Consider the following 18,502-nt stretch of genomic DNA (forward strand, 5'->3'; position numbering starts at 1 on the left):
CAGACTGTGGCGGCGAGAAGGGTAAGGAGCAACAATAGCGGGAAATTGTGATAATGATAATCATTGTCACCAAGAAGTTGATTTGCTATAATGAGTGCCGACCGGAAGATCATACCTATGCAAAGGGGATACATAACGTGAAACTTCTTAAGCCTCTTTTCCCGCTGGCTGTTATCGTCTTGATCAGCGCCTTGCTGTTCGGCTGCTCTAAAGAAGGCACACCGGACAAGTCGGCCGAAGCCAAACCGGCTTCGACCGAGACGAAATCCGCATCGGGTGAGACGAAAAACGCAGGCTCCGCTGCCGCTCTAACCATCAAGCATGACCTAGGCGAAACGCCGGTTCCCAGCTCCCCGCAGAAGATTGTCGTGCTGGAGCTGGGCTTCATCGACGCGCTGCTGGATGTCGGCGTGAAGCCGACCGGCGTCGCCGACGACAATAAACCGAATCTGATCGCTGCCGAGGTGCTGAAAAAAATCGAGGGCTACACCCCGGTGGGCACCCGCGCGCAGCCCAGCTTGGAGAAGATCAAGATGCTGCAGCCCGATCTGATTATCGCGGATACGGACCGGCATAAAAATGCGTATGCGGAATTGTCCAAAATCGCGCCGACGATCGCCTTGAAAAACTTGAACGCCAATTACGAGGATACGCTGAAGGCGGCGCTTACGGTCGCCGAGGCTGTCGGGAAACGCAGCGAGATGGAGAAGGTGATCGAAGCCCACAAGACCAAGCTCAAGGCGCTGCAGGCCAAAGCGCCGCAAGGGAAGCCGAGCGTGCTGCTCATCGGCAATACGGACAGCGAAATCGCCGTGCGTAGTCCGGAATTCTTCACCTCGCAGCTGTTGATGCAGTTCGGATATACGTATGCTTTGAAGGATGCTTCGAAATACGCGGCTACCTCGACGAACGCCAATCTGACGTTGGAGCAGCTCCTCGAAATCGATCCCGACACGATCGTGCTGATGTCCGCCGACAGCGACAAGCGGGACAAGGAGGGCAGCCGGCCCGTCCAGAAAGACCCGCTGTGGAAGGACCTCAAAGCAGTGAAAAACAAGCAGGTATATGAGGTGGACCGGTATGCCTGGTCGCTCCGCCGCAGTGTGCAGGGGGCTAATGTGATGATCGAACAGGCGGAGAACCTGCTATTCGCAGCCAAATGACCCCGGTCCGGTACTCTGTGGCACGAGTTCGGCAGATTCGATAGCGAAGGGGTCGGGTACTAGTGGATTATTCCGTACAGCCGCTCACGGAAACAAGAGCGGTCCGCAGGCGGGCGGCCCGGATCGCTCTGGTGGCGACGACCGGTTTCGCGCTGCTGACGGCGGCGCTCTTGCTGTCCGTCTGCGTCGGCTCGACGTCGATGCCTTTGTCGTCCGTTCTCGCCTCGCTGCTTCACGATGACGGGTCGCGGACGCACAGCATTATCCGGAACATCCGGATTCCGCGTACGGTCGTCACGGCGCTCGTCGGGGCCAATCTGGCCGTCGCAGGCGCATTGATGCAAGCGGTGACGCGCAATCCGCTTGCTTCTCCGGGCGTCTTCGGGATCAACGCCGGGGCATCGGTGGCGGTCGTCTTTCTGGCCGTCGCGTACCCGTTTGTGACGGGCGGCTACACGGTGGCCGCCGCTTTCGCAGGGGGAGCCGCAGCGGCGATCATCGTCTTCGCGATGGCGGCCGCCTTTAAAGGAGCCCAGATGGAGGTCAACTTGGCTCTGACGGGAGTGGCTATCCAAGCGATCCTGTCGGCGGCGACGCAGGCGCTGCTTATTTTCAATGAAACTAAAACCGATAGCGTACTGTTCTGGCTCGCAGGATCGGTTTCGGGGAGAAAATGGGAGCATGTCCAAACGCTCCTCTGGTGGGGTGTTCCTGCGCTTGCCGCCGCCTGCGCGCTCGGGCGCTCGGCCTCCATCCTCAGCTTAGGCGAAGACATGGCCCGCGGGCTGGGGCAACGCGTAGGGAAGACCCGGGGCCTGATCTCGCTCGTTGTGATCCTGCTGGCGGGGGTGTCCGTAGCCGTCGCCGGTCCGATCGGCTTTGTCGGGCTGATGGTGCCGCATATCGTGCGTTATTTGACCGGCGCGGACTATCGGGCGGTGATCCCGCTATCCGCCCTGCTTGGGGCGGTGCTGCTGCTGCTCGCGGACCTCGCCTCCCGCTTCGTGCTGTTTCCGTATGAGACGCCGGTGGGCGTCGTTACGGCGCTGATCGGCACGCCGTACTTTATTTATTTGGCCCGCCGCAGGCGCAAGGAGGGGAACGCCGAATGAACCGACAGCATGTTCCGGTTGCGGCAGGCAGATGGCGAAACGCCGGCGTCCTTGGCCTGCTCTCATTCGCGACTCTGCTCTGCGCGATAGCCAATATCGGCATCGGGGATGCGAAGCTCGGGATAGGGCCGATCTTGGCGTCGCTCGTCGGCCAAGGCGACCCGAATACGGCCTCGATTATTTTCGACTACCGGCTGCCCCGCATTGCGCTGGCGCTGCTGGCCGGTGCCGGTCTGGCCGTCGCGGGCGTCATCGCCCAGGGCGTTATGCGCAATCCGCTCGCCGCTCCCGATACGCTCGGCATTACGGGCGGCGCGGGGCTGGCTGCGGTCGTCGTGACGCTGCTGTTTCCGCTGTCGGCGCCCTTTGCGCTCATGGCAGCGGCATTCGGCGGCGGTATCGCTGCCGCATCTGCCGTGTATTTGCTCGCTTATCGCAGAGGCATCGCTCCCGTCCGGCTGGCGCTGGTGGGGGTGGCCGTCAGCGCGTTTTGCTCCTCGGGCATTCACCTGCTGGTGTCGCGGGCTACGCCCAACGTGAACACGGCGCTTATTTGGCTCAGCGGAAGCTTGTGGGGCAGGTCATGGGATCAAGTGCTGCAAGTGCTGCCCTGGATGCTGCTCCTCCTTCCGCTCGCCTGGCTGCTGGCTGTTCATTTGGACGTGATCCGTCTCGGAGACCCGGTAGCCCTCGGACTCGGCGTCAAAGTCGAGCTTTTGCGGGCGTCTCTGCTGGCGATGGCTGTCGCGCTGACCGGTTCGGCCGTAGCCGTGGTGGGCACCATTGGGTTCGTTGGACTGATCGTGCCGCATGCCGCCAGACAGCTTGTCGGAGCGCGTCATCGCATCTTGATCCCCACGGCGGCGCTCCTTGGCGGGCTGCTCGTTCTTGTCGCGGACGCGCTGGGCCGGGGACTCGTGCCGCCGGTGGAAGTTCCCGCCGGACTGGTCGTTTCGGCCGTCGGCGGCCCTTATTTTCTGTATCTGCTTTGGCGTCAGTCGAGACGATGAGGGATAGTTGACGATCAGGTAAATGTTATGTGGCTTTCATTAGGGTCTCGCCAACATTTTCACGAAGTAGCATAAAAACAACCCACGTGGAGCGAAACTCCTCGTGGGTTGTTGTCGTTATTGCGGAAGCTGAACCTTCATCTCCAGTTCCTTCAGGAATGTCACAGGGGTCATGCGCTTGGTCAGCACCTCAAGCTGTGCTGCCGGGTCCACGGCCGGAAATTCCAGCACGTACTGGTAGACGCCGTCCTTTACTCCAACTAATTCGGTGCGGGTATAGTCAAGCCGCTTCCCGTTTTGTACCAGCCAAGTGCCCGTCTTCTGAACGGACGCCGTTTCACCGGCGATCGCCAGTTTCAGAATGGTTTTATCCTTGCCGAAGTCCACGCCGGTTATCGACATGCTGCCGATTTTGTCTTGATCGAGCGTCAGCGGATACTGACCGGTCAATGTCGCGGTCACATTTGCTTTATCCGAGAACATCGTGCTTGTATCGTCATACCAGCCTCCTACATACGGCCTAATGGTCAGTTCCTTGGGCTTGCCCTGCAAAGGCTTCACATTTTCGGTATAGTGGGGGACGAAAGAGCCGTCCGGCTGCTCTTGAAATTGCTCTTTAGCCTTTTGGTATTCGTAAATCCATCCGTTGTCGTCCGCGACCAAATAACTCATTTTCATGAGCTGTTCATCGACTTCTTTTGCAATCCCGTCCGGGACGTGGCGGGCCAAGACAAATTCGGTCGTCTCCGGAGAGGCCGACAGCGACTTCAACGTGAACGTGGCCCCGCCGTACTGCTTTTGGATGGCCGGGTTCAAATTGAAGGTTTTTGTATCTTGAGTGGCAATCGGCACTGTGGCGGTTTGGTTTGCGGAAACGGCGGTTGCATCGGCCCGAACGGCCAGCGGTGCGAGCCCTACTAATAATACGGCTGCGCTTAATACGGCAATGGTTGTTGTTTTCATTGTGGTTTGCTCCTCCTCTTTTTTGGTCGTACAGCTTGTAGGCGAACGAAACGGCGACTCGGTTCATAGGTGAACCGAATTCGATTTTGCTTCGCCTTAAGATAAGGAGGTGTTTTCGTCCGGCCCAAGCGGCGATGATTCGGGGCGAAAACTCAGCACCACCGCAATCCCATATATGGAAAGATGGAGGATAGGATGATGTTGAACAATCGAAAATGGGTGTCCGCAGGACTAGGTCTCGCATTGCTTGTCATGGCGCTGCCTCTTTATGGAGCATCCGCTGCTCCGGCAACCGGAGCGGGCGCATTAACCCTTGAGCAGGTCGCCAAGGAAATCGAAGGGAAGAAGCCGAGCCCGTTTTACTTGGAATGGAAGGAGACGTCCACGTTCGAAAATGGAACGAGCAAGGTTGTGTCATACAAGCAATGGGAGGATGTGCCGAATGCCCGGTACCGATCGGAGGTCAACTATGACGGAAGCGACAAAACGATGAGCACTTCGATCATCAACGGAGACGACGGAGTTTTCATCACGGAAGGGAAAACAAGCAAAGTAAAGCTGAACGGGATGGAATGGGACGGCTTCTCCAAGATGTCCAAGCGAGAACTGAAGGCGCTGTTAGAATATAACGAAGCTCCGGTTTTTAAAGGAGAAGAAACGCTCCTTGGCCGGACCGCCTATCACCTGTCGGGGGCAAGCAAGCCATTGAATCGAAAATTCACGGATGCCGAAGGGATCGAGAGAGTGGAAAAGGGGATCGCCCCGGCCAGAGAGCAATGGTTCGACAAGGAAACCGGCATATTGCTGAAAGAAACCACAACCGATCCGCGTGGCGGCAGCAGCGAGAGTATCGTAACGTCGGTTGATTTCACGCCGGTATTCGGTTGCGATACCTTCCGTTTCGAAGCGTCCACGGGCGGCACCGCCGCCATTAAGGTAACCATTGACGGTGCCGCGCAAAGCTTCGAGCAGCCGCCGGTTATCGTCGAAGGAAGCACGCTTGTGCCGCTAAGGGCGATTTTTGAGAAGCTGGGCGCCACGATCGACTGGAACGAAAAGGAACAGTCCGTGACCGCCAAGAAAGGAACGACGACGGTGTATTTGAAAATCGGCGATACAAATGCCACGGTCGGCGGTTCGGCCAAAACGCTGGAAGTGCCGGCGCAGATCGTGAACGGCCATACGATGGTCCCGGTCCGTTTCATCGGCGAGGCGCTGGGGGCAGAAGTGAAGTGGGAGCCTTCGTCCCAAACGGTTGTTATTACGAATAAATAACGGGATAAAATAAATAAAACCTTGGTTTGGGTCGCAGCTGGTCGTACCCGAATCAAGGTTTTTTCACATCCGTTAGTGCCTTTCCGGATTATTGGAGCGGCCAACGAGATAATCCAGACTAACGTTGAAATAATCTGCAAGAGCAAGAAGACCTTCATAATCCGGCCGTCTGTTGCCCGACTCATAATGGCTGATTGAACGTACGGAAACTCCGAGGACTTGGGCGAGTTCCTCTCGTTTGACTTGATTTTGCTCGCGTAGTTCTTTTAGTCGTTCGGCAATGGTAGGCATAAGATTCTCCTTAAACACTTGACTGAAACTTTATGGTATATGAAATCAATAACGTATCGTATAAAGGCATCTCTTACCCTATTCAAAAGGTAGAGCTGGTACTGGAGCAACATCCATGGGTAGCCATTATTATGGAACCGTAATGTTGTTATTTCCCCCAAAAAAACACCCGTGTCTTGATCGCATCATGCCGGTGTGATTCCGTCATGAGCGCGGTCAAAACACGGGGAGCTTCAAACAAAGCGACGATGGTGCCGAGTATCGGCAAGGTGAAGACTTCTACTTTCTGATTTCAAACGTGATCTCTTTTTTCAGCGGGATTGGGTTGGAGTTGCGCATCATGGTAATTTCGTAAGAGTCCTGCTCAGGCGTCATGATGCCGGCTTCGAAATAACCGTTCTCCGGGTGTTCGGACCGCGCCACTCCGTCGATTATCGCCACGCCGGGACGCGGACGGTACAACTCCTCCAGTTCCGGTGTCTTCTCTATTTTCTCGCGATAAGCTATCGCGAGGTCCCTTGGAATGCCGAACTGGATGCCCAGGCGGCTGTCTTCCGCATGCTCCTTCTTGATTTTGAGCCACAGGTAGCCCTTTTTATAAGAGGTCTCGACGATCGTAAATTGTTTATCCTTAAACCGGACCGTTTTTGGCAGCTTTTCGCCGGGCGAGAGCGTAAATGAGGCGCTCGGTTTTTTTTCGGTAAGCTGGAAGCCGTTCAAATGCAAGGTTAGCCGCTTCACGGACGGGTCGAAATAGGGCGAAGACATGAACTCCATTTTGTTGCCGTCCTGCTCATGGGGGCTGGCGGCGCTATCATACATTTTCTGCACTCTATCTACTAATAGCGGATATTTGTTCCCCTTGTCATCGGTAAGATAAGGTTCCAATCTTCCCTCATAATCACCGACCTGTCTAAAGTCCAAATAATGGCTTGCGCCCTGCTCGATTTTTACATCCAGGTGCGTATTTGTGGGCGTGATCTTGACCTGGTCCAAGGTAAACGATGGAAGATCGGGGTCTCCGGCCACCTCAACCTGTTGATGAAGCGGAACAATAAGGTCTTCGCGCCATTGGGACTTATTGAACGGCACACTGAGCTCGAACAAGAACTCCGAGTTTTGTTGTCCAGGTTGAATCTTGGATACGTGGAACCGCAGCTCCTTCGGGTTTTTATTCATAAAATCTTGGACCTGCTGCGGCGTCAGGTCTACATAGGAATTTTGGACAAGGATCGGCTCCTTGGTTGCGTCATCCGATATGATGAAGCCCCCGCTGCCTCCACCTCTGGCTTCTTTAAAGTCAACGCTATGGAAAGAATAATCCGTTGTTTTTCTCCAGTCTGCGTCCCAATAGCCGTTATCTCGTTTGAACGCATTTTTTTTGATCTCGTCGGACTTGACAAATGTTTTATAGGAAAGCTTATCGCCGGTCAAATAAACGTCGCTGATGCCGAAGGTCACGTCGCCGAACTGCTTCACGACAGCTTCGGTCGGTTCATAGCCATAGGAGCGCGCATTGCGGACGCCGTCGTAGCCCCGCACCTCATCCAGCCAGCTTAACACGCCGGAGAAGCCGGGAAGGCCCTTCACCATATCGGCGAACGTCGGGGAAACCTGGGCGGCGCCGACCGAAGCGACTACAGCCAGGGCACAGGCCGCGGCAATGGTGAAACGCACCTTCCTGCTGCGCTGCCGGATCGGCCTGCGGGCCGGGATAGCAGGCATCGATTCCGCCATGTCCGGAACGTCCTTGGCGAATTGAAGCAGCGATGCCGGGACAGGAAGCTCTTGAAGCGATTGGGCCAGCTCTTCTTTGACTTGTTTATCGCGCGTCGATTTCAACATTCCATCACCTGCTTTGGATTTGGTTGCATCATTTTTTCGTTCAATTTCAAGCGGGCGGCGTGCAGCCGCGATTTGATCGTGCCCTTCTTCACGCCGAGCACATCGGCGATTTCGTCGAGCGACAGCTCCTGATAATAGTACAAAATGACGACCGTCCGGTGGTTGATGTCCAGCGACATCACCGATTCCAGCAGCTCGTGTCCCGCTTCCTTGCGGATGAGCGCGTCGATCGGGGAGGCTTGCTCGTCCGGGACTTCAATCTCCTCCAGATCGCCGGTCCGGCTGGCCAATTTCGAACGCTGCCTGGCCAGATCGAGCGCGCGGCAGGCGGTCAAATGGTTGAACCAGCTCTTGAAATTGCGGATATTCTTGCCGTTCATAATGGCTTGATACGCTTCGAGCAACGCATTCTGTACCGTATCCTCGGCCAGATGCGAGGAACGCAGTATCGCGGCCGACGTACTGTAGACGCGGCTTAACAACGGCTCGACCAGCTTGAAAAAAGCTTCTTTATCTCCGTTCCTGCACTGCTGCATATATAGCTTTTCCTGATCCATTTACGTCACCTTCCTGACTTCCTCTACCTTATAGGCGAACGAAACGGGGCTTCGGTTCATTGATTCCGCAAAAAATTTAAGTTTTCTTTAATGATATTTGCGTATCGTCGCGATCAAGGCGTCCGCCGTCATGTACGGCTCGCCCGCATTGATCCGGTATACCAGCCGGTCCGCGGCGGTATTGATGCCTTCGCGAATCGTAAACAGCAGCCTGATGCCTGCTTCCTCCGCCGCTTGAAGCGTCTCTTCATTGTACGCCCCGTACGGAAAAGCAAGCAACTTCGAATGATTGCCAAGCTCGGCGCGGAGCCGCTCGTTCATAAACGTCAAGTCGCTGCGAATCCGCCTGCGGTACTCTTCGGCCGACTCGGCCCGCTTCCGCTGGGTCAGATAGGCGGGATGGGTCAAGGCCGGCTGCGGCTGTCCGCCGGGGGCGGTATGGAGCATGCGGTGCGAATCGTAGGTATGGCTGTAAATGCCGTATCCCGCCTGGACCAACTCCCGCATTTGGTCCCACGTCAGATGCGGCTCCGCGTCGGGATGATACGTATCCGACAGCGCTCCGATCATAAAGTTGGATGCGGGAACGCCGTGCTTTTGCAGAATCGGATACGCGCGGGTATAGAACGACTCGTATCCGTCATCAAAGGTGAGGACGACGGCGTTGGCGGGAATGAGTTTTCCTTGCAGGGCGAAGCGGACGTAGTCTTCCATGCCGATGATCTGGTAGCCGTGGTCCTTCAGCGCCTTCAGATGATCGTACAATTGGACGCTCGAAACCGTCGACGGCTGCGGAAAGCCGGCGGCTTCCGGCTCCTGGACGTCATGGTACAGCAGAACGATAACTTTATTTTGATAATGGACTTCGACCTCCGACTGCAGCGTGTGTCCGGTCAGCGTGACCCCGGTCAGCAAGAGCAGCAGAAAGGCGACGCCCGGGATAAGCCTTCTCATGCGTGCCTCCTAAGCTTGATGTGGTGTGCGCACGTGATATAGGCGAACGAAAGCGGCGGGCGGTTCAAATGATTCAAATGAGAATCAAGGGGGGCAGAGAGGGGAACGTGTCATGGCGGTCAACACTTATGGGGAGCTATTATTATGTAGCCGTAAAGCTTCTCCTGAAAAATTCCCGTGTCTGGACGCGTCATGCCGATATCGATTGAGAGTACCTTATCGATTCCGTCATGACCGCCGTTCAAAACACGGGGAAGCTTCAATAAAAGCGAATGTGCCAGCCGCCGGCAAGGTTAAGACTTTTTACTGCCGGCTTCCGGACATCCTCCATTTTTAAAGATTGTTATCATTCATTTTGTGGTACTTGCTTATCGTCGCGATCAAGGCGTCGGCGCTTATATACGGCTCGCCTGCGTCGATCCGGTGCACCAGCCGGTCTGCGGCGGTATTAATGCCTTCGCGGGTGGTAAACAGCAGCTCGATGCCTGCTTCATCCGCCGCTTGCAGCGTCTCTTCATTGTACGCCCCGTACGGAAAAGCGAGCAACTTCGAACGGTCGCCAAGCTCGGTGCGGAGCCGTTCGTTCATGAAGGTCAAATCGCCGAGAATTCGCTTGCGGAATTCTTCGGCCGATTCTGCCCGTTTCATTTGAGCCAGATAGACGGGATGCGTGAGGGCAGGCTGCTGCGGGCCTTTCGGCGCAGTATCGACCATGCGGTGCAAATCGTAGGTGTGGCTGTAAATGCCATGCCCGGCCCGGAGCAGCTCGCGCATCTGGCTCCACGTCAAATACTGTCCCTTTTTGGGACCGTTCGTATCCGACGGCGCTCCGATCACGAAATTGGATGCGGGGACGCTGTGCTTTTGCAGAATCGGGTACGCGCGGGTATAGAACGATTCGTATCCGTCATCGAAGGTGAGGACGACGGCATTGGGGGGAACCGGTTTCTCTTGCCGGGCGAAGCGGACGTAGTCTTCCATGCCGATGATTTGATAACCGTGATCTTTCAGGGCCTTGAGATGAGCGTCGAACTGGTTTGGCGTGACCGTCAAGAGGCGGGGCATGCCGGCCGCATCCGGTTCTTGGACGTCATGGTAAAGCAGGACAATCACTTTGTTTTCATAATGGATTTTGGCTTCCGGCTGCCCGGTCACTGTGATGTCGGATAGCTTGATTACGATCAGCAAGAGCAGAAAGAAAACAACACCCAGAAGGATAGCGATACTTAGGATAAATCTTTTCATGCGTGGTCTCCTATGCATTGATATGTTGTGCGCACATGGTATAGACGCGGGAAAGCGCTCCGCTGTTCCCTTGCGGGAAAAGAGAATTCCAGCATCTTGCAATTCAGGGAGCGGTGTGAGAATCTAGGGAAGAGAGGGGGAACGTCATGTTCCGCCTAAGTCATAGTCATGGGGGAATCGGCAATGGAGCTTACGGTGAAGCGGTTGTCCGAATGTACGTTGAATCAAGCGGTCGAAGCTTGGAACAAAGGGTTTGAGGATTACTATGTCCAGATCGTCATGACGGTCGATATGTTCTTGGCGCGAATGGCAGCCGAAAGCTTGTCGGCGGACTATTCCTTCGTCGCGTTTGACGGGGACGAGCCGGTGGGGATCATACTGAACGGTATCCGTACGATTGGCGGCGTGAAAACGGCCTGGAACGGAGGGACGGCGGTTGCTGTGTCGCACCGCAGGCTTGGCGTCGCCAAGCAGCTGCTGGAAGCGTCCATTCAGCTGTACCGCGAGGAAGGCGTGTCGCGGGCGACGCTCGAAGCGTTCAAGCAGAACGAAAAGGCCATTGCCTTATACCGGCAAATGGGCTACGAGGTAACCGATCAATTGGTGCTGCTTGAATCGTCTGAGGCTTGGCAGCCGGGAGAGCTTCCCCGCGGGGATTATACGGTCCGCTGGTCCGGGCCGCATGAAGCGGCGCGGCTGCCTTTCTACAACGCAAACTCGGCGTGGCAGACGGGATGGCAGAGCTTGAAGGACGGACATACCGTCATCGCTTCCGACCCGCAGGGCCGTCCTGTCGGTTATGCGCTCGCGAAGCGGGTGTACGATGCGTCGGGCGAGCATACTTCGACGATCTTGTATCAATGCGTCACGAACCCGGACGCCCCGGATACGGGCGGAATCGTCCGGCTCTTGTGCTCGGAGGTATTCACCGGAGCCGATGCGCTGCGGAAGCGGGCGTTTAACTTGCCGCGGACGTCTGTCTGCGCGGAGGTTTTGGCGGCAGGAGGGTTTACGGTCGCTACGGAGCAGGTTAAAATGGACAAAAGCCTCTAAGGGATCGTGCACGGGGAACCGTGTGCGGACCGCGCGACAAAGGGGAGGTTCGCGATGCCATTTCAGTTCGAAGCGGGCGATTATCCGGAACGCCCGGGCTGCTACATCATGAAAAATGCCGAAGGACGCATCCTTTACGTCGGCAAATCCAAAAATTTGCGCAGCCGTCTGCGCTCGTATTTCCAAAACCGGGATCAGCGCAGGCGCATTCGTCAAATGGTGCAGGACATCGCATCCATTGAAGTGGTACTGGTCAACAACGAGTCGGAAAGTCTGATGCTGGAGAACAATCTGATCAAAATTCACAAGCCTCCATACAATCGGGCGCTCAAACGGGATAACAGCGGCTATGCTTATTTGCAGATGACGGACGAGCGGTTTCCGCGGCTGACCGAATATTACCGGGACCGCAGGCTCCGGACCGTGCGCGGCGGAGGAAGGTCGGTGCAAGCTGCCGCTTCAGGAAAGGAACAGCGCTTCGGCCCTTACCGGAGCGGCCGTTTCCGCGATGCCGTGCTCGATTTTGTCACGGAGCATTATAAGCTGAGAACATGCGACAAGATGCCGAAGCGCGTCTGTCTGCTGTATCATCTCGGCAAGTGCAGCGGCGTATGCGAAGGGAAAATCACGGAGGAGGCGTACCGGGAGACGGCGCGGCAGGCGGCCGGTCTGCTGTTGAACCAAGGGGAGAACCTGATTGCCGCGATGCGTGCCAAGATGAGCGAGTACGCCGAACGTCTGGAATTCGAGAAAGCGGGCAGCATGCTGCGCCACCTGCGTATTTTGGAGGAAATGCCGGAGAAGCAGATCGTCGACCGGGAAGGCTCGACCCATCAGGATGTGCTGTATTTCGGTGAGGAGCGGGTGCTGATCGCCAAGGTGCAGGAGGGGATGCTGCGGGATTTTCAGATGCATGAATTGGAGCGAGCTTACGGCGAGGTCGCTTGCGACCGTTTTCTGGTCAGCCGCTATGGGGAAGCCGAGGGGCCCGACGAGCTTATCGTCAACAAAGTGAGCGATCCCCGTTCGGTGCGTGCCGTTTTGCGGAGAACCGGAGGCAAAGCGGTCAAGATTACGATGCCCAAGCGCGGCTTGAAATACGATCTGCTGCAGTTGTGCAAGGACAATTACGAATACCGGATCGGACAAGACGGGAAGAAGCCGCAAGCGGACGACGGGTCCTAACAAAATAAGCACGGACCGCGGGCAAACGGTCGGTGCTTTGTTTGTTTTCGCTCAAGCCTCCCACCAGGACAAATGGATCGCGGACGTAAGGCTAGGGCCCACGACGGAGCTGGAAGCCGTGACCTAGCCGACAGCGACCTCCCGGGAGGGACGACGATGCTGCCGGTAAAATCTTGCACGAATGGTCCGGGCGCAAGCTGGTAAGAATATACAGGGGTTCCTCCGGTAACGCCGGATGTGGACGATTGGGCGGCGACGACGCTCGCCGTCGAACTGGTAAAATCATTGTTGGTCGGCGTTCCATTTTCTTTTACGGGTTGACAAAACGAGTTATTGTAACTACAATGGTTACAGGTGGTGGAATTAACGGAGAGGAGAGGCTATGAATTGTCGATCAGCAGTCGTTTTGCCGTAGCGATTCACATCTTGGCTCTCCTTGATATTAATAAAGAAGGCCGCAATACGTCGGAATTTATTGCGGGCAGCGTCAACACGAACCCGGTGGTCATCCGCCGTGTGATCGGGTTGCTGGGCAAGGCCGGGCTGGTGCATACGAGTCCCGGTGTCGGCGGCGCATCGCTGGCCCGTCCGCCCCGGGAGATTAATCTTTTGGACGTGTACCGCGCCGTACAGAACGACCCGCCGGGGGAATTGTTCGCGGCGCACGATAACCCGAATCCCAAATGCCCGGTCGGGCAAAACATTCAAGGCACGCTGGAGACCGTCTTCAAACAGGCGGAATCGGCCATGGAGAACGAGTTGGCGAAAGTTACGCTGGACCAGATTATATTCGATTTGGTACGGGGTGACCGGTAACCCTTTTTTTTGCCTTGACCTGTAACTATTTTGGTTACACGTGAATGGGGGAAAGAGGCTCGGTTGATTTTATTAGAGAGGTGAAGTTGAAGATGACTGTCAAAATTCAAGTGTATTCGGATTACGTATGTCCGTTCTGCTTTCTGGCGGAAGGACCGTTAGAGCAGGCCGTGCAGGGCAAGGATGTCGAGGTGGAATGGATGCCCTTCGAGCTGCGCCCAAGTCCGGCTGAACCGCTGGACCCATGGAACGACCCGCCGAAGTTGAGGATGTGGGAGCAATCCATCGCTCCTTACGCGCAGCGCATGGGCATCGATATGAAGCTGCCGCGGGTTTCTCCGCATCCTTACACGCATCTTGCGTTCGAAGGGTACCAATACGCCAAGGAGCACGGCAAAGGAAACGAGTACAACCACCGGTTGTTCCGGGCTTTCTTCCAGGAGGAGCAAAATATCGGGGACCCGGACGTGCTAGCGAAGCTGGCCGGCGAAATCGGACTGGATGCCGCCGAGTACCGAGAAGCGCTGGAAACGCGGAAGTACAAGGAAGCTCATCAGCAAGCGCTGAACCATGCTTACCAAGAAGCCGGGATCACGGCCGTACCTACGTTTTTTATCGGCAATAAGGTGCTGAGAGGCGTAGCGAACCGGGAGACGTTGGAGCAGGCAATCGCCGAGGAGCTGGCCGGTCAAGCCGGCAAAGCCGCCGAAGGGCTGTCCTGCGCCGTGGATGGGGAATGCGATTAACCGCGATAACTATTGATCACCATAATATTTCATCAGACGAAAGGATGGATTAACGATGAACATTGCATTGGTTGGAGCAACGGGAACGATCGGACAACGGATACTGGAGGAAGCCTTGAGCCGGGGACATCAAGTGACGGCAATCGTGCGCGATCCGTCTCGGGTGACGAAACAGAACGCGAACCTGAAGGTTGTCACAGGAGACGTTACGAACGTGGATAGCCTTGCCGCAGCGGCAGCCGGTCACGACATCGTGATCAGCGCCTACGGTCCGGCGCACGGCCAAGAGGAGAAGCTGGTTCAGGCCGCTCAAGCGTTAGTCGAAGCGGCGAAAAAGTCCGGCGTCAGCCGTCTGCTGACAGTTGGCGGCGCAGGAAGTCTGGAAGCAGCCCCAGGTGTGCAGCTGGTCGATACGCCGGAATTCCCGGCCGAATGGAAGGGAATCGCATTGGCGCACCGGGATGCGCTCGAGGTATACCGCAGCTCCGGACTCGATTGGACGAACCTGAGCCCAGCCGCGTTGATCCAACCGGGAGAGAAAACCGGCCAATACCGCACGGAAGAAAACCGGCTCGTAACGGATGCCGAAGGGAACAGCCGCATCTCGGCCGAGGACTACGCCGTTGCGATGCTGGACGAGGCGGAGCGTCCGCGCTTCTCCCGCAAACGGTTCACGGTCGGCTATTAATCCGGCCTCCGATTCCGAACAAAAGGCGATTCGCCGCGATGATTTTCGTCGCGGGCGGCTCGCCTTTTTGGCGTTCCCGATCAAAAAAATTTCACAAACGATTATCTTTGGTGTATAATAAGTAAATATTTTAATTGTTTATTATTAAATTATTTCGTGATTTAATGGTTTTGCCTTAAAAACGATCTTGTCTTGGAGGGGAACTGCCATGATACGAAAGGGGCTGTTGTCATGAAGGAAGACCATCAATTAAAGAACGAGCTGGCCCGCACGTTCCGGAAGGTCGTCAAAGAGATGTCGGCCCTGTGGAGCCGGCATATCGACAAATCGCTTTCGATGGCCCAGTTTATGGTGCTCCGGCAGCTGCGCGGAGGGCCGCAGAAGGTATCCGACTTGGCCGAGGCGCTCGAGCTGACGTCCGGTGCCATTACCGCCAAGGCCGATAAATTGGTAGAGAAGGGGTATGCTAAGCGGTATCGGGGAGAAGACGATCGGCGGGTCGTGTATTTGGAAATGACGGAACGGGGCTTGAGCGAGCTGAAGGCGCTCGGAGAGCAGCAGACGGAGCTGGTCGAATCGTTGTTCGCCGGTTTGTCGGAGGAGGAGATCCGGCAGCATCTCCGCTTCTTTAACCGGATGCTGAACAATATGGAACAATTGGGAGAGGAGTAAGATTGGAACGTGGAACATTTATCGTATAAACGCAAATTAACGATTATGATCGCCATTATTGCGGCGATGTTCTTTTCGGCCATTAACCAGACGATCGTCGGAACGGCCCTGCCGCGGATTATCGCCAAGCTCGGCGGGATGGACTACTATACATGGGTCATCACGATTTATTTGCTTACCTCGACGATCGCGACGGTGCTGGTCGGCAAGCTGTCCGACATTTATGGGCGGAAGCCGTTTATTCTAACGGGAATCGTGTTATTTATGATCGGCGCGTTCATGGCGGGGACGTCTGCGGATATTTTTCAGCTGATTACGTACCGGGGCATCCAGGGGGTGGGCGCCGGGATCATCATGGCCACGGCCTTTACGGCTGTCGGCGACTTGTTCGCTCCCCGAGAGCGCGGCAAATGGTCCGGGATCATGATGTCGGTGTTCGGATTCGCGAGCGTCGTCGGTCCGGCGCTTGGGGGCTATATCGTCGACCATTTGGAGTGGCATTGGGTATTTTGGATTTTCCTTCCCCTTGGCATTGTCGCTTTTGTCATGATTCTGACGATGTTCCCGAAGGTCGAGCGCAAGCCGTCGGAATCGATCGATTATTTCGGCTCGCTGTTCCTTACGCTGACGATCGTGCCGATGCTGCTCGCGTTCTCGTGGGCCGGCACGAAGTACGCTTGGGGCTCGTCGCAAATTCTAGGTTTATTCGCCTGTACATTGGTGGCACTGGCTATTTTCCTATGGGTGGAGAGCCGGGTGAAAAGTCCGGTGCTGCCGCTCTCGTTGTTCAAAAACGGGATTGTGACGATCTCCAACGTTATCGGGTTCATTATGAACGCCGGGATGATGGGAGCGCTCATGTATACGCCGTTCTTCGTCCAGGGCGTGATGGGAATCTCGCCGACCTATTCCGGTTATGTGACGATGCCGATGTCCATCGGGATGGTCGCAACCAGCGCGATCAGCGGGCAGCTGATTACGAAGACGGGCAAATACAAGCGGATCGCGATTATCGGGATTGTCATTATGGTCATCGGGATGATGATCATGCATTACATGAATACGATCTCGGTGACGGTGCTCAGCATGATCGTGTTCGGCTTCGGACTTGGGCTGGGGATGCCGGTCTTCTCCTTAACCGTTCAGAACGCCGTATCGCCGAAGGATCTTGGCGTCGCCACGGCCTCCTCGCAGCTGTTCCGTAACTTGGGCGGCACGATCGGCATTGCCGTGATGGGCACGATCATGTCGACGGGCATGACGAACAAGCTGCAGGAGCTCCTGGCAAGCGGCCAAGGCGTCGATTTGAGCAAGCTCGATCCGAAGGTGGCCGAGAAGCTCGCCGCGTTCCACAATCCGCAAATGCTGCTCGATCAGCCGAAGCTGGCGCAGATTCAGGCAGCCCTGCCGCCGGAGCTGCAGACGGTGTTCGGCCGGATGATCGACTCGCTCCGCGAGGCGCTCAGTTACTCGCTGGCGAATGTGTTTTTGGCGGGGGCTGCGCTGCTTGTGGTCGCGCTTGTGCTGACATTCTTCTTGAAGGAGATTCCGCTGCGTACCGGAAGCCGCGGCCCGGGGCAGAAGCCGCAGGAAGCTGTGGAAGCGGACGACGAACCGTCGCCCCGCCTTCGCGGAAAGCAGCCGGCGAACGGGTAAAACCATAGACGGGCTTGGACCATGGTTGGTCCGGGTCCGTTTTTTTTGGTTTAAATGAAAAGATATAAACATTTTTTATCGAATGACAAATGCTTTAATCAACGAAAGATGCAAAGACTCCTTCCGGTAAATCATCCACGATTTTCGCAAAATCGGTTCTCCGTGCTTCGTCCGCAATTGAAGGCGGTATATCTTCGCTTTCGTTGAGACGATATCCGGGATGATCGCATATCCGAATCCGCTGGATACCATCTCCTTGCACGTTTCCATGTGGTCGACCTCCATGGCGATCGTCGGCGGCGCGGAATACGTCTCCTTCCACCAATTGTCGAATACATGCTCCAGAGACCAGTCTGTATGCCGGAACGGGCGGACTATTCGAGCTTCGCCACAGACCGAAGACGGAGGAATTTTTGTCCACATTATTTTCACAAAATTGCTTCGGGCGCCATAATTTTTTATGATAAAAGAGGACTCCATTGGGTGGTCTAATCCAATACTTAATTGACGAGGGACAGATTATGATCGATAAAATGAAAGCGGCCGGCGAATGGAAAGAGATGTTCCTGCCTTACAAATTTGCGATGGAGCAGTTGAGCACGACTATCCGGCATATTAACGAAGAGGCCATGCACGTCTACAACTACAACCCGATCGAGCATATCAAGACCCGGATCAAATCGCCCGAGAGCATCATTAACAAGCTGCAGCGCAAAGGGCTGCCGATCAGCCTGGTCTCTGCGCGAGACCACTTGAACGATATTATCGGCGTACGGATTATTTGCTCGTTTCTGAGCGACATTTACGATTTGTACGAAATTCTGAACAACCGGCACGATATGAAAATCATCGAATGCAAGGACTACATCCGGAATCCGAAGCCGAACGGGTACCAGAGCCTGCACCTGATTGTCGAAGTTCCGGTGCTGCTCTCCAAGGGCACGCAGCTGGTCAAGGCCGAAATCCAGCTGCGCACGCTGGGGATGGATTTTTGGGCAAGCTTGGAGCATAAAATTTTTTACAAATACAACAAGGACATTCCGGACCGCTTAAAGCAGGAGCTGCTGTCCGCCGCGCACTTAACGGTCGAGCTGGATGCGAAAATGAAAGCGATCAGCGACGAAATCGGGCACCTGGATTCGCCGTATGCGAGGATTCAGTGACTCGGCACGCAAACCGGGGCTGCATGGATGGAGAAGACAGGACCGCAGGCGGTCTTGTCTTTCTTCGCGTCAAAGAGAAAGCGCTTATTCGCTGCGTCAAAACTTGCA

19 protein-coding genes are annotated in these 18,502 nt (G+C 55.8%); 12 read left to right on the forward strand and 7 right to left on the reverse strand.

Annotation, left to right across the window (positions count from 1 at the left end; genetic code table 11):
* Positions 1-137 precede the first annotated feature (137 nt).
* The 3 genes from PEH01S_RS07845 to PEH01S_RS07855 all read left to right on the forward strand — a co-directional run bounded on the left by PEH01S_RS07845 (position 138) and on the right by PEH01S_RS07855 (position 3,285).
* Complete coding sequence (locus tag PEH01S_RS07845; RefSeq protein WP_127484694.1) at positions 138-1,163, forward strand: ABC transporter substrate-binding protein; 1,026 nt, start codon at positions 138-140, stop codon at positions 1,161-1,163.
* Between the two features lie 62 nt (positions 1,164-1,225).
* Entirely contained in the window at positions 1,226-2,275 is a 1,050-nt protein-coding gene (locus PEH01S_RS07850) for a FecCD family ABC transporter permease (protein WP_025845001.1), read from the forward strand.
* Positions 2,272-3,285 carry a FecCD family ABC transporter permease gene (locus PEH01S_RS07855; protein WP_127484697.1) on the forward strand — a complete coding sequence of 338 codons (1,014 nt, stop codon included), beginning with the start codon at positions 2,272-2,274 and terminating at the stop codon, positions 3,283-3,285. The genes PEH01S_RS07850 and PEH01S_RS07855 overlap by 4 nt, the downstream gene beginning before the upstream one ends.
* Before the next feature lie 117 nt (positions 3,286-3,402).
* On the opposite strand, the gene PEH01S_RS07860 is transcribed toward PEH01S_RS07855, so the two are convergent.
* A complete protein-coding gene (locus PEH01S_RS07860; protein WP_127484699.1) occupies positions 3,403-4,248 on the reverse strand; it encodes a DUF5643 domain-containing protein in 846 nt (281 codons plus the stop codon).
* 198 nt (positions 4,249-4,446) lie between these two features.
* Here PEH01S_RS07860 and PEH01S_RS07865 point away from each other — a divergent pair, with 198 nt between their 5' ends.
* Positions 4,447-5,523, forward strand: a complete 1,077-nt coding sequence (locus PEH01S_RS07865) for a copper amine oxidase N-terminal domain-containing protein (RefSeq protein ID WP_127484701.1) — start codon at positions 4,447-4,449, stop codon at positions 5,521-5,523.
* Positions 5,524-5,595: 72 nt separating this feature from the next.
* Here PEH01S_RS07865 and PEH01S_RS07870 read toward each other — a convergent pair whose 3' ends face one another.
* The 5 genes from PEH01S_RS07870 to PEH01S_RS07890 form a co-directional block, all read right to left on the reverse strand.
* Positions 5,596-5,814, reverse strand: a complete 219-nt coding sequence (locus PEH01S_RS07870; protein ID WP_127484703.1) for a helix-turn-helix domain-containing protein — start codon at positions 5,812-5,814, stop codon at positions 5,596-5,598.
* Between the two features lie 279 nt (positions 5,815-6,093).
* Positions 6,094-7,659: a hypothetical protein gene (locus tag PEH01S_RS07875; RefSeq protein WP_127484705.1), complete on the reverse strand. Its 1,566-nt coding sequence runs from the start codon at positions 7,657-7,659 to the stop codon at positions 6,094-6,096.
* A complete protein-coding gene (locus PEH01S_RS07880; protein ID WP_127484707.1) occupies positions 7,653-8,216 on the reverse strand; it encodes an RNA polymerase sigma factor in 564 nt (187 codons plus the stop codon). The genes PEH01S_RS07875 and PEH01S_RS07880 overlap by 7 nt, the downstream gene beginning before the upstream one ends.
* Before the next feature lie 87 nt (positions 8,217-8,303).
* On the reverse strand, positions 8,304-9,170 hold the full coding sequence (locus PEH01S_RS07885; RefSeq protein WP_127484710.1) for a polysaccharide deacetylase family protein: 867 nt from the start codon (positions 9,168-9,170) through the stop codon (positions 8,304-8,306).
* A gap of 333 nt (positions 9,171-9,503) precedes the next feature.
* Positions 9,504-10,415 (reverse strand): polysaccharide deacetylase family protein, encoded by a 912-nt coding sequence (locus tag PEH01S_RS07890; RefSeq protein WP_164827726.1) that lies wholly within the window; start codon positions 10,413-10,415, stop codon positions 9,504-9,506.
* A 183-nt stretch (positions 10,416-10,598) separates the two neighbouring features.
* Between PEH01S_RS07890 and PEH01S_RS07895 the strand changes: the two genes are divergently transcribed.
* From PEH01S_RS07895 to PEH01S_RS07925, 7 genes are all read left to right on the forward strand, one after another.
* Positions 10,599-11,468 (forward strand): GNAT family N-acetyltransferase, encoded by an 870-nt coding sequence (locus PEH01S_RS07895; protein WP_164827728.1) that lies wholly within the window; start codon positions 10,599-10,601, stop codon positions 11,466-11,468.
* 54 nt (positions 11,469-11,522) lie between these two features.
* Positions 11,523-12,653 carry a GIY-YIG nuclease family protein gene (locus PEH01S_RS07900; RefSeq protein WP_127484717.1) on the forward strand — a complete coding sequence of 377 codons (1,131 nt, stop codon included), beginning with the start codon at positions 11,523-11,525 and terminating at the stop codon, positions 12,651-12,653.
* A 387-nt stretch (positions 12,654-13,040) separates the two neighbouring features.
* Entirely contained in the window at positions 13,041-13,469 is a 429-nt protein-coding gene (locus PEH01S_RS07905; protein WP_127484719.1) for an Rrf2 family transcriptional regulator, read from the forward strand.
* 92 nt (positions 13,470-13,561) lie between these two features.
* Positions 13,562-14,215: a DsbA family oxidoreductase gene (locus tag PEH01S_RS07910; protein WP_127484721.1), complete on the forward strand. Its 654-nt coding sequence runs from the start codon at positions 13,562-13,564 to the stop codon at positions 14,213-14,215.
* A gap of 55 nt (positions 14,216-14,270) precedes the next feature.
* Complete coding sequence (locus tag PEH01S_RS07915; RefSeq protein WP_025844979.1) at positions 14,271-14,903, forward strand: NAD(P)-dependent oxidoreductase; 633 nt, start codon at positions 14,271-14,273, stop codon at positions 14,901-14,903.
* A gap of 231 nt (positions 14,904-15,134) precedes the next feature.
* Entirely contained in the window at positions 15,135-15,575 is a 441-nt protein-coding gene (locus PEH01S_RS07920; protein ID WP_127484723.1) for a MarR family winged helix-turn-helix transcriptional regulator, read from the forward strand.
* Positions 15,576-15,584: 9 nt separating this feature from the next.
* A complete protein-coding gene (locus PEH01S_RS07925) occupies positions 15,585-17,231 on the forward strand; it encodes an MDR family MFS transporter (protein WP_127484726.1) in 1,647 nt (548 codons plus the stop codon).
* Between the two features lie 75 nt (positions 17,232-17,306).
* On the opposite strand, the gene PEH01S_RS07930 is transcribed toward PEH01S_RS07925, so the two are convergent.
* Positions 17,307-17,711: a LysR substrate-binding domain-containing protein gene (locus PEH01S_RS07930; protein ID WP_307720079.1), complete on the reverse strand. Its 405-nt coding sequence runs from the start codon at positions 17,709-17,711 to the stop codon at positions 17,307-17,309.
* Positions 17,712-17,752: 41 nt separating this feature from the next.
* Here PEH01S_RS07930 and PEH01S_RS07935 point away from each other — a divergent pair, with 41 nt between their 5' ends.
* Entirely contained in the window at positions 17,753-18,394 is a 642-nt protein-coding gene (locus PEH01S_RS07935; protein ID WP_025844972.1) for a GTP pyrophosphokinase, read from the forward strand.
* Positions 18,395-18,502 lie beyond the last annotated feature (108 nt).

Source organism: Paenibacillus ehimensis NBRC 15659 (genome assembly GCF_004000785.1).
Classification (GTDB): Bacteria; Bacillota; Bacilli; order Paenibacillales; family NBRC-103111; genus Paenibacillus_G; species Paenibacillus_G ehimensis.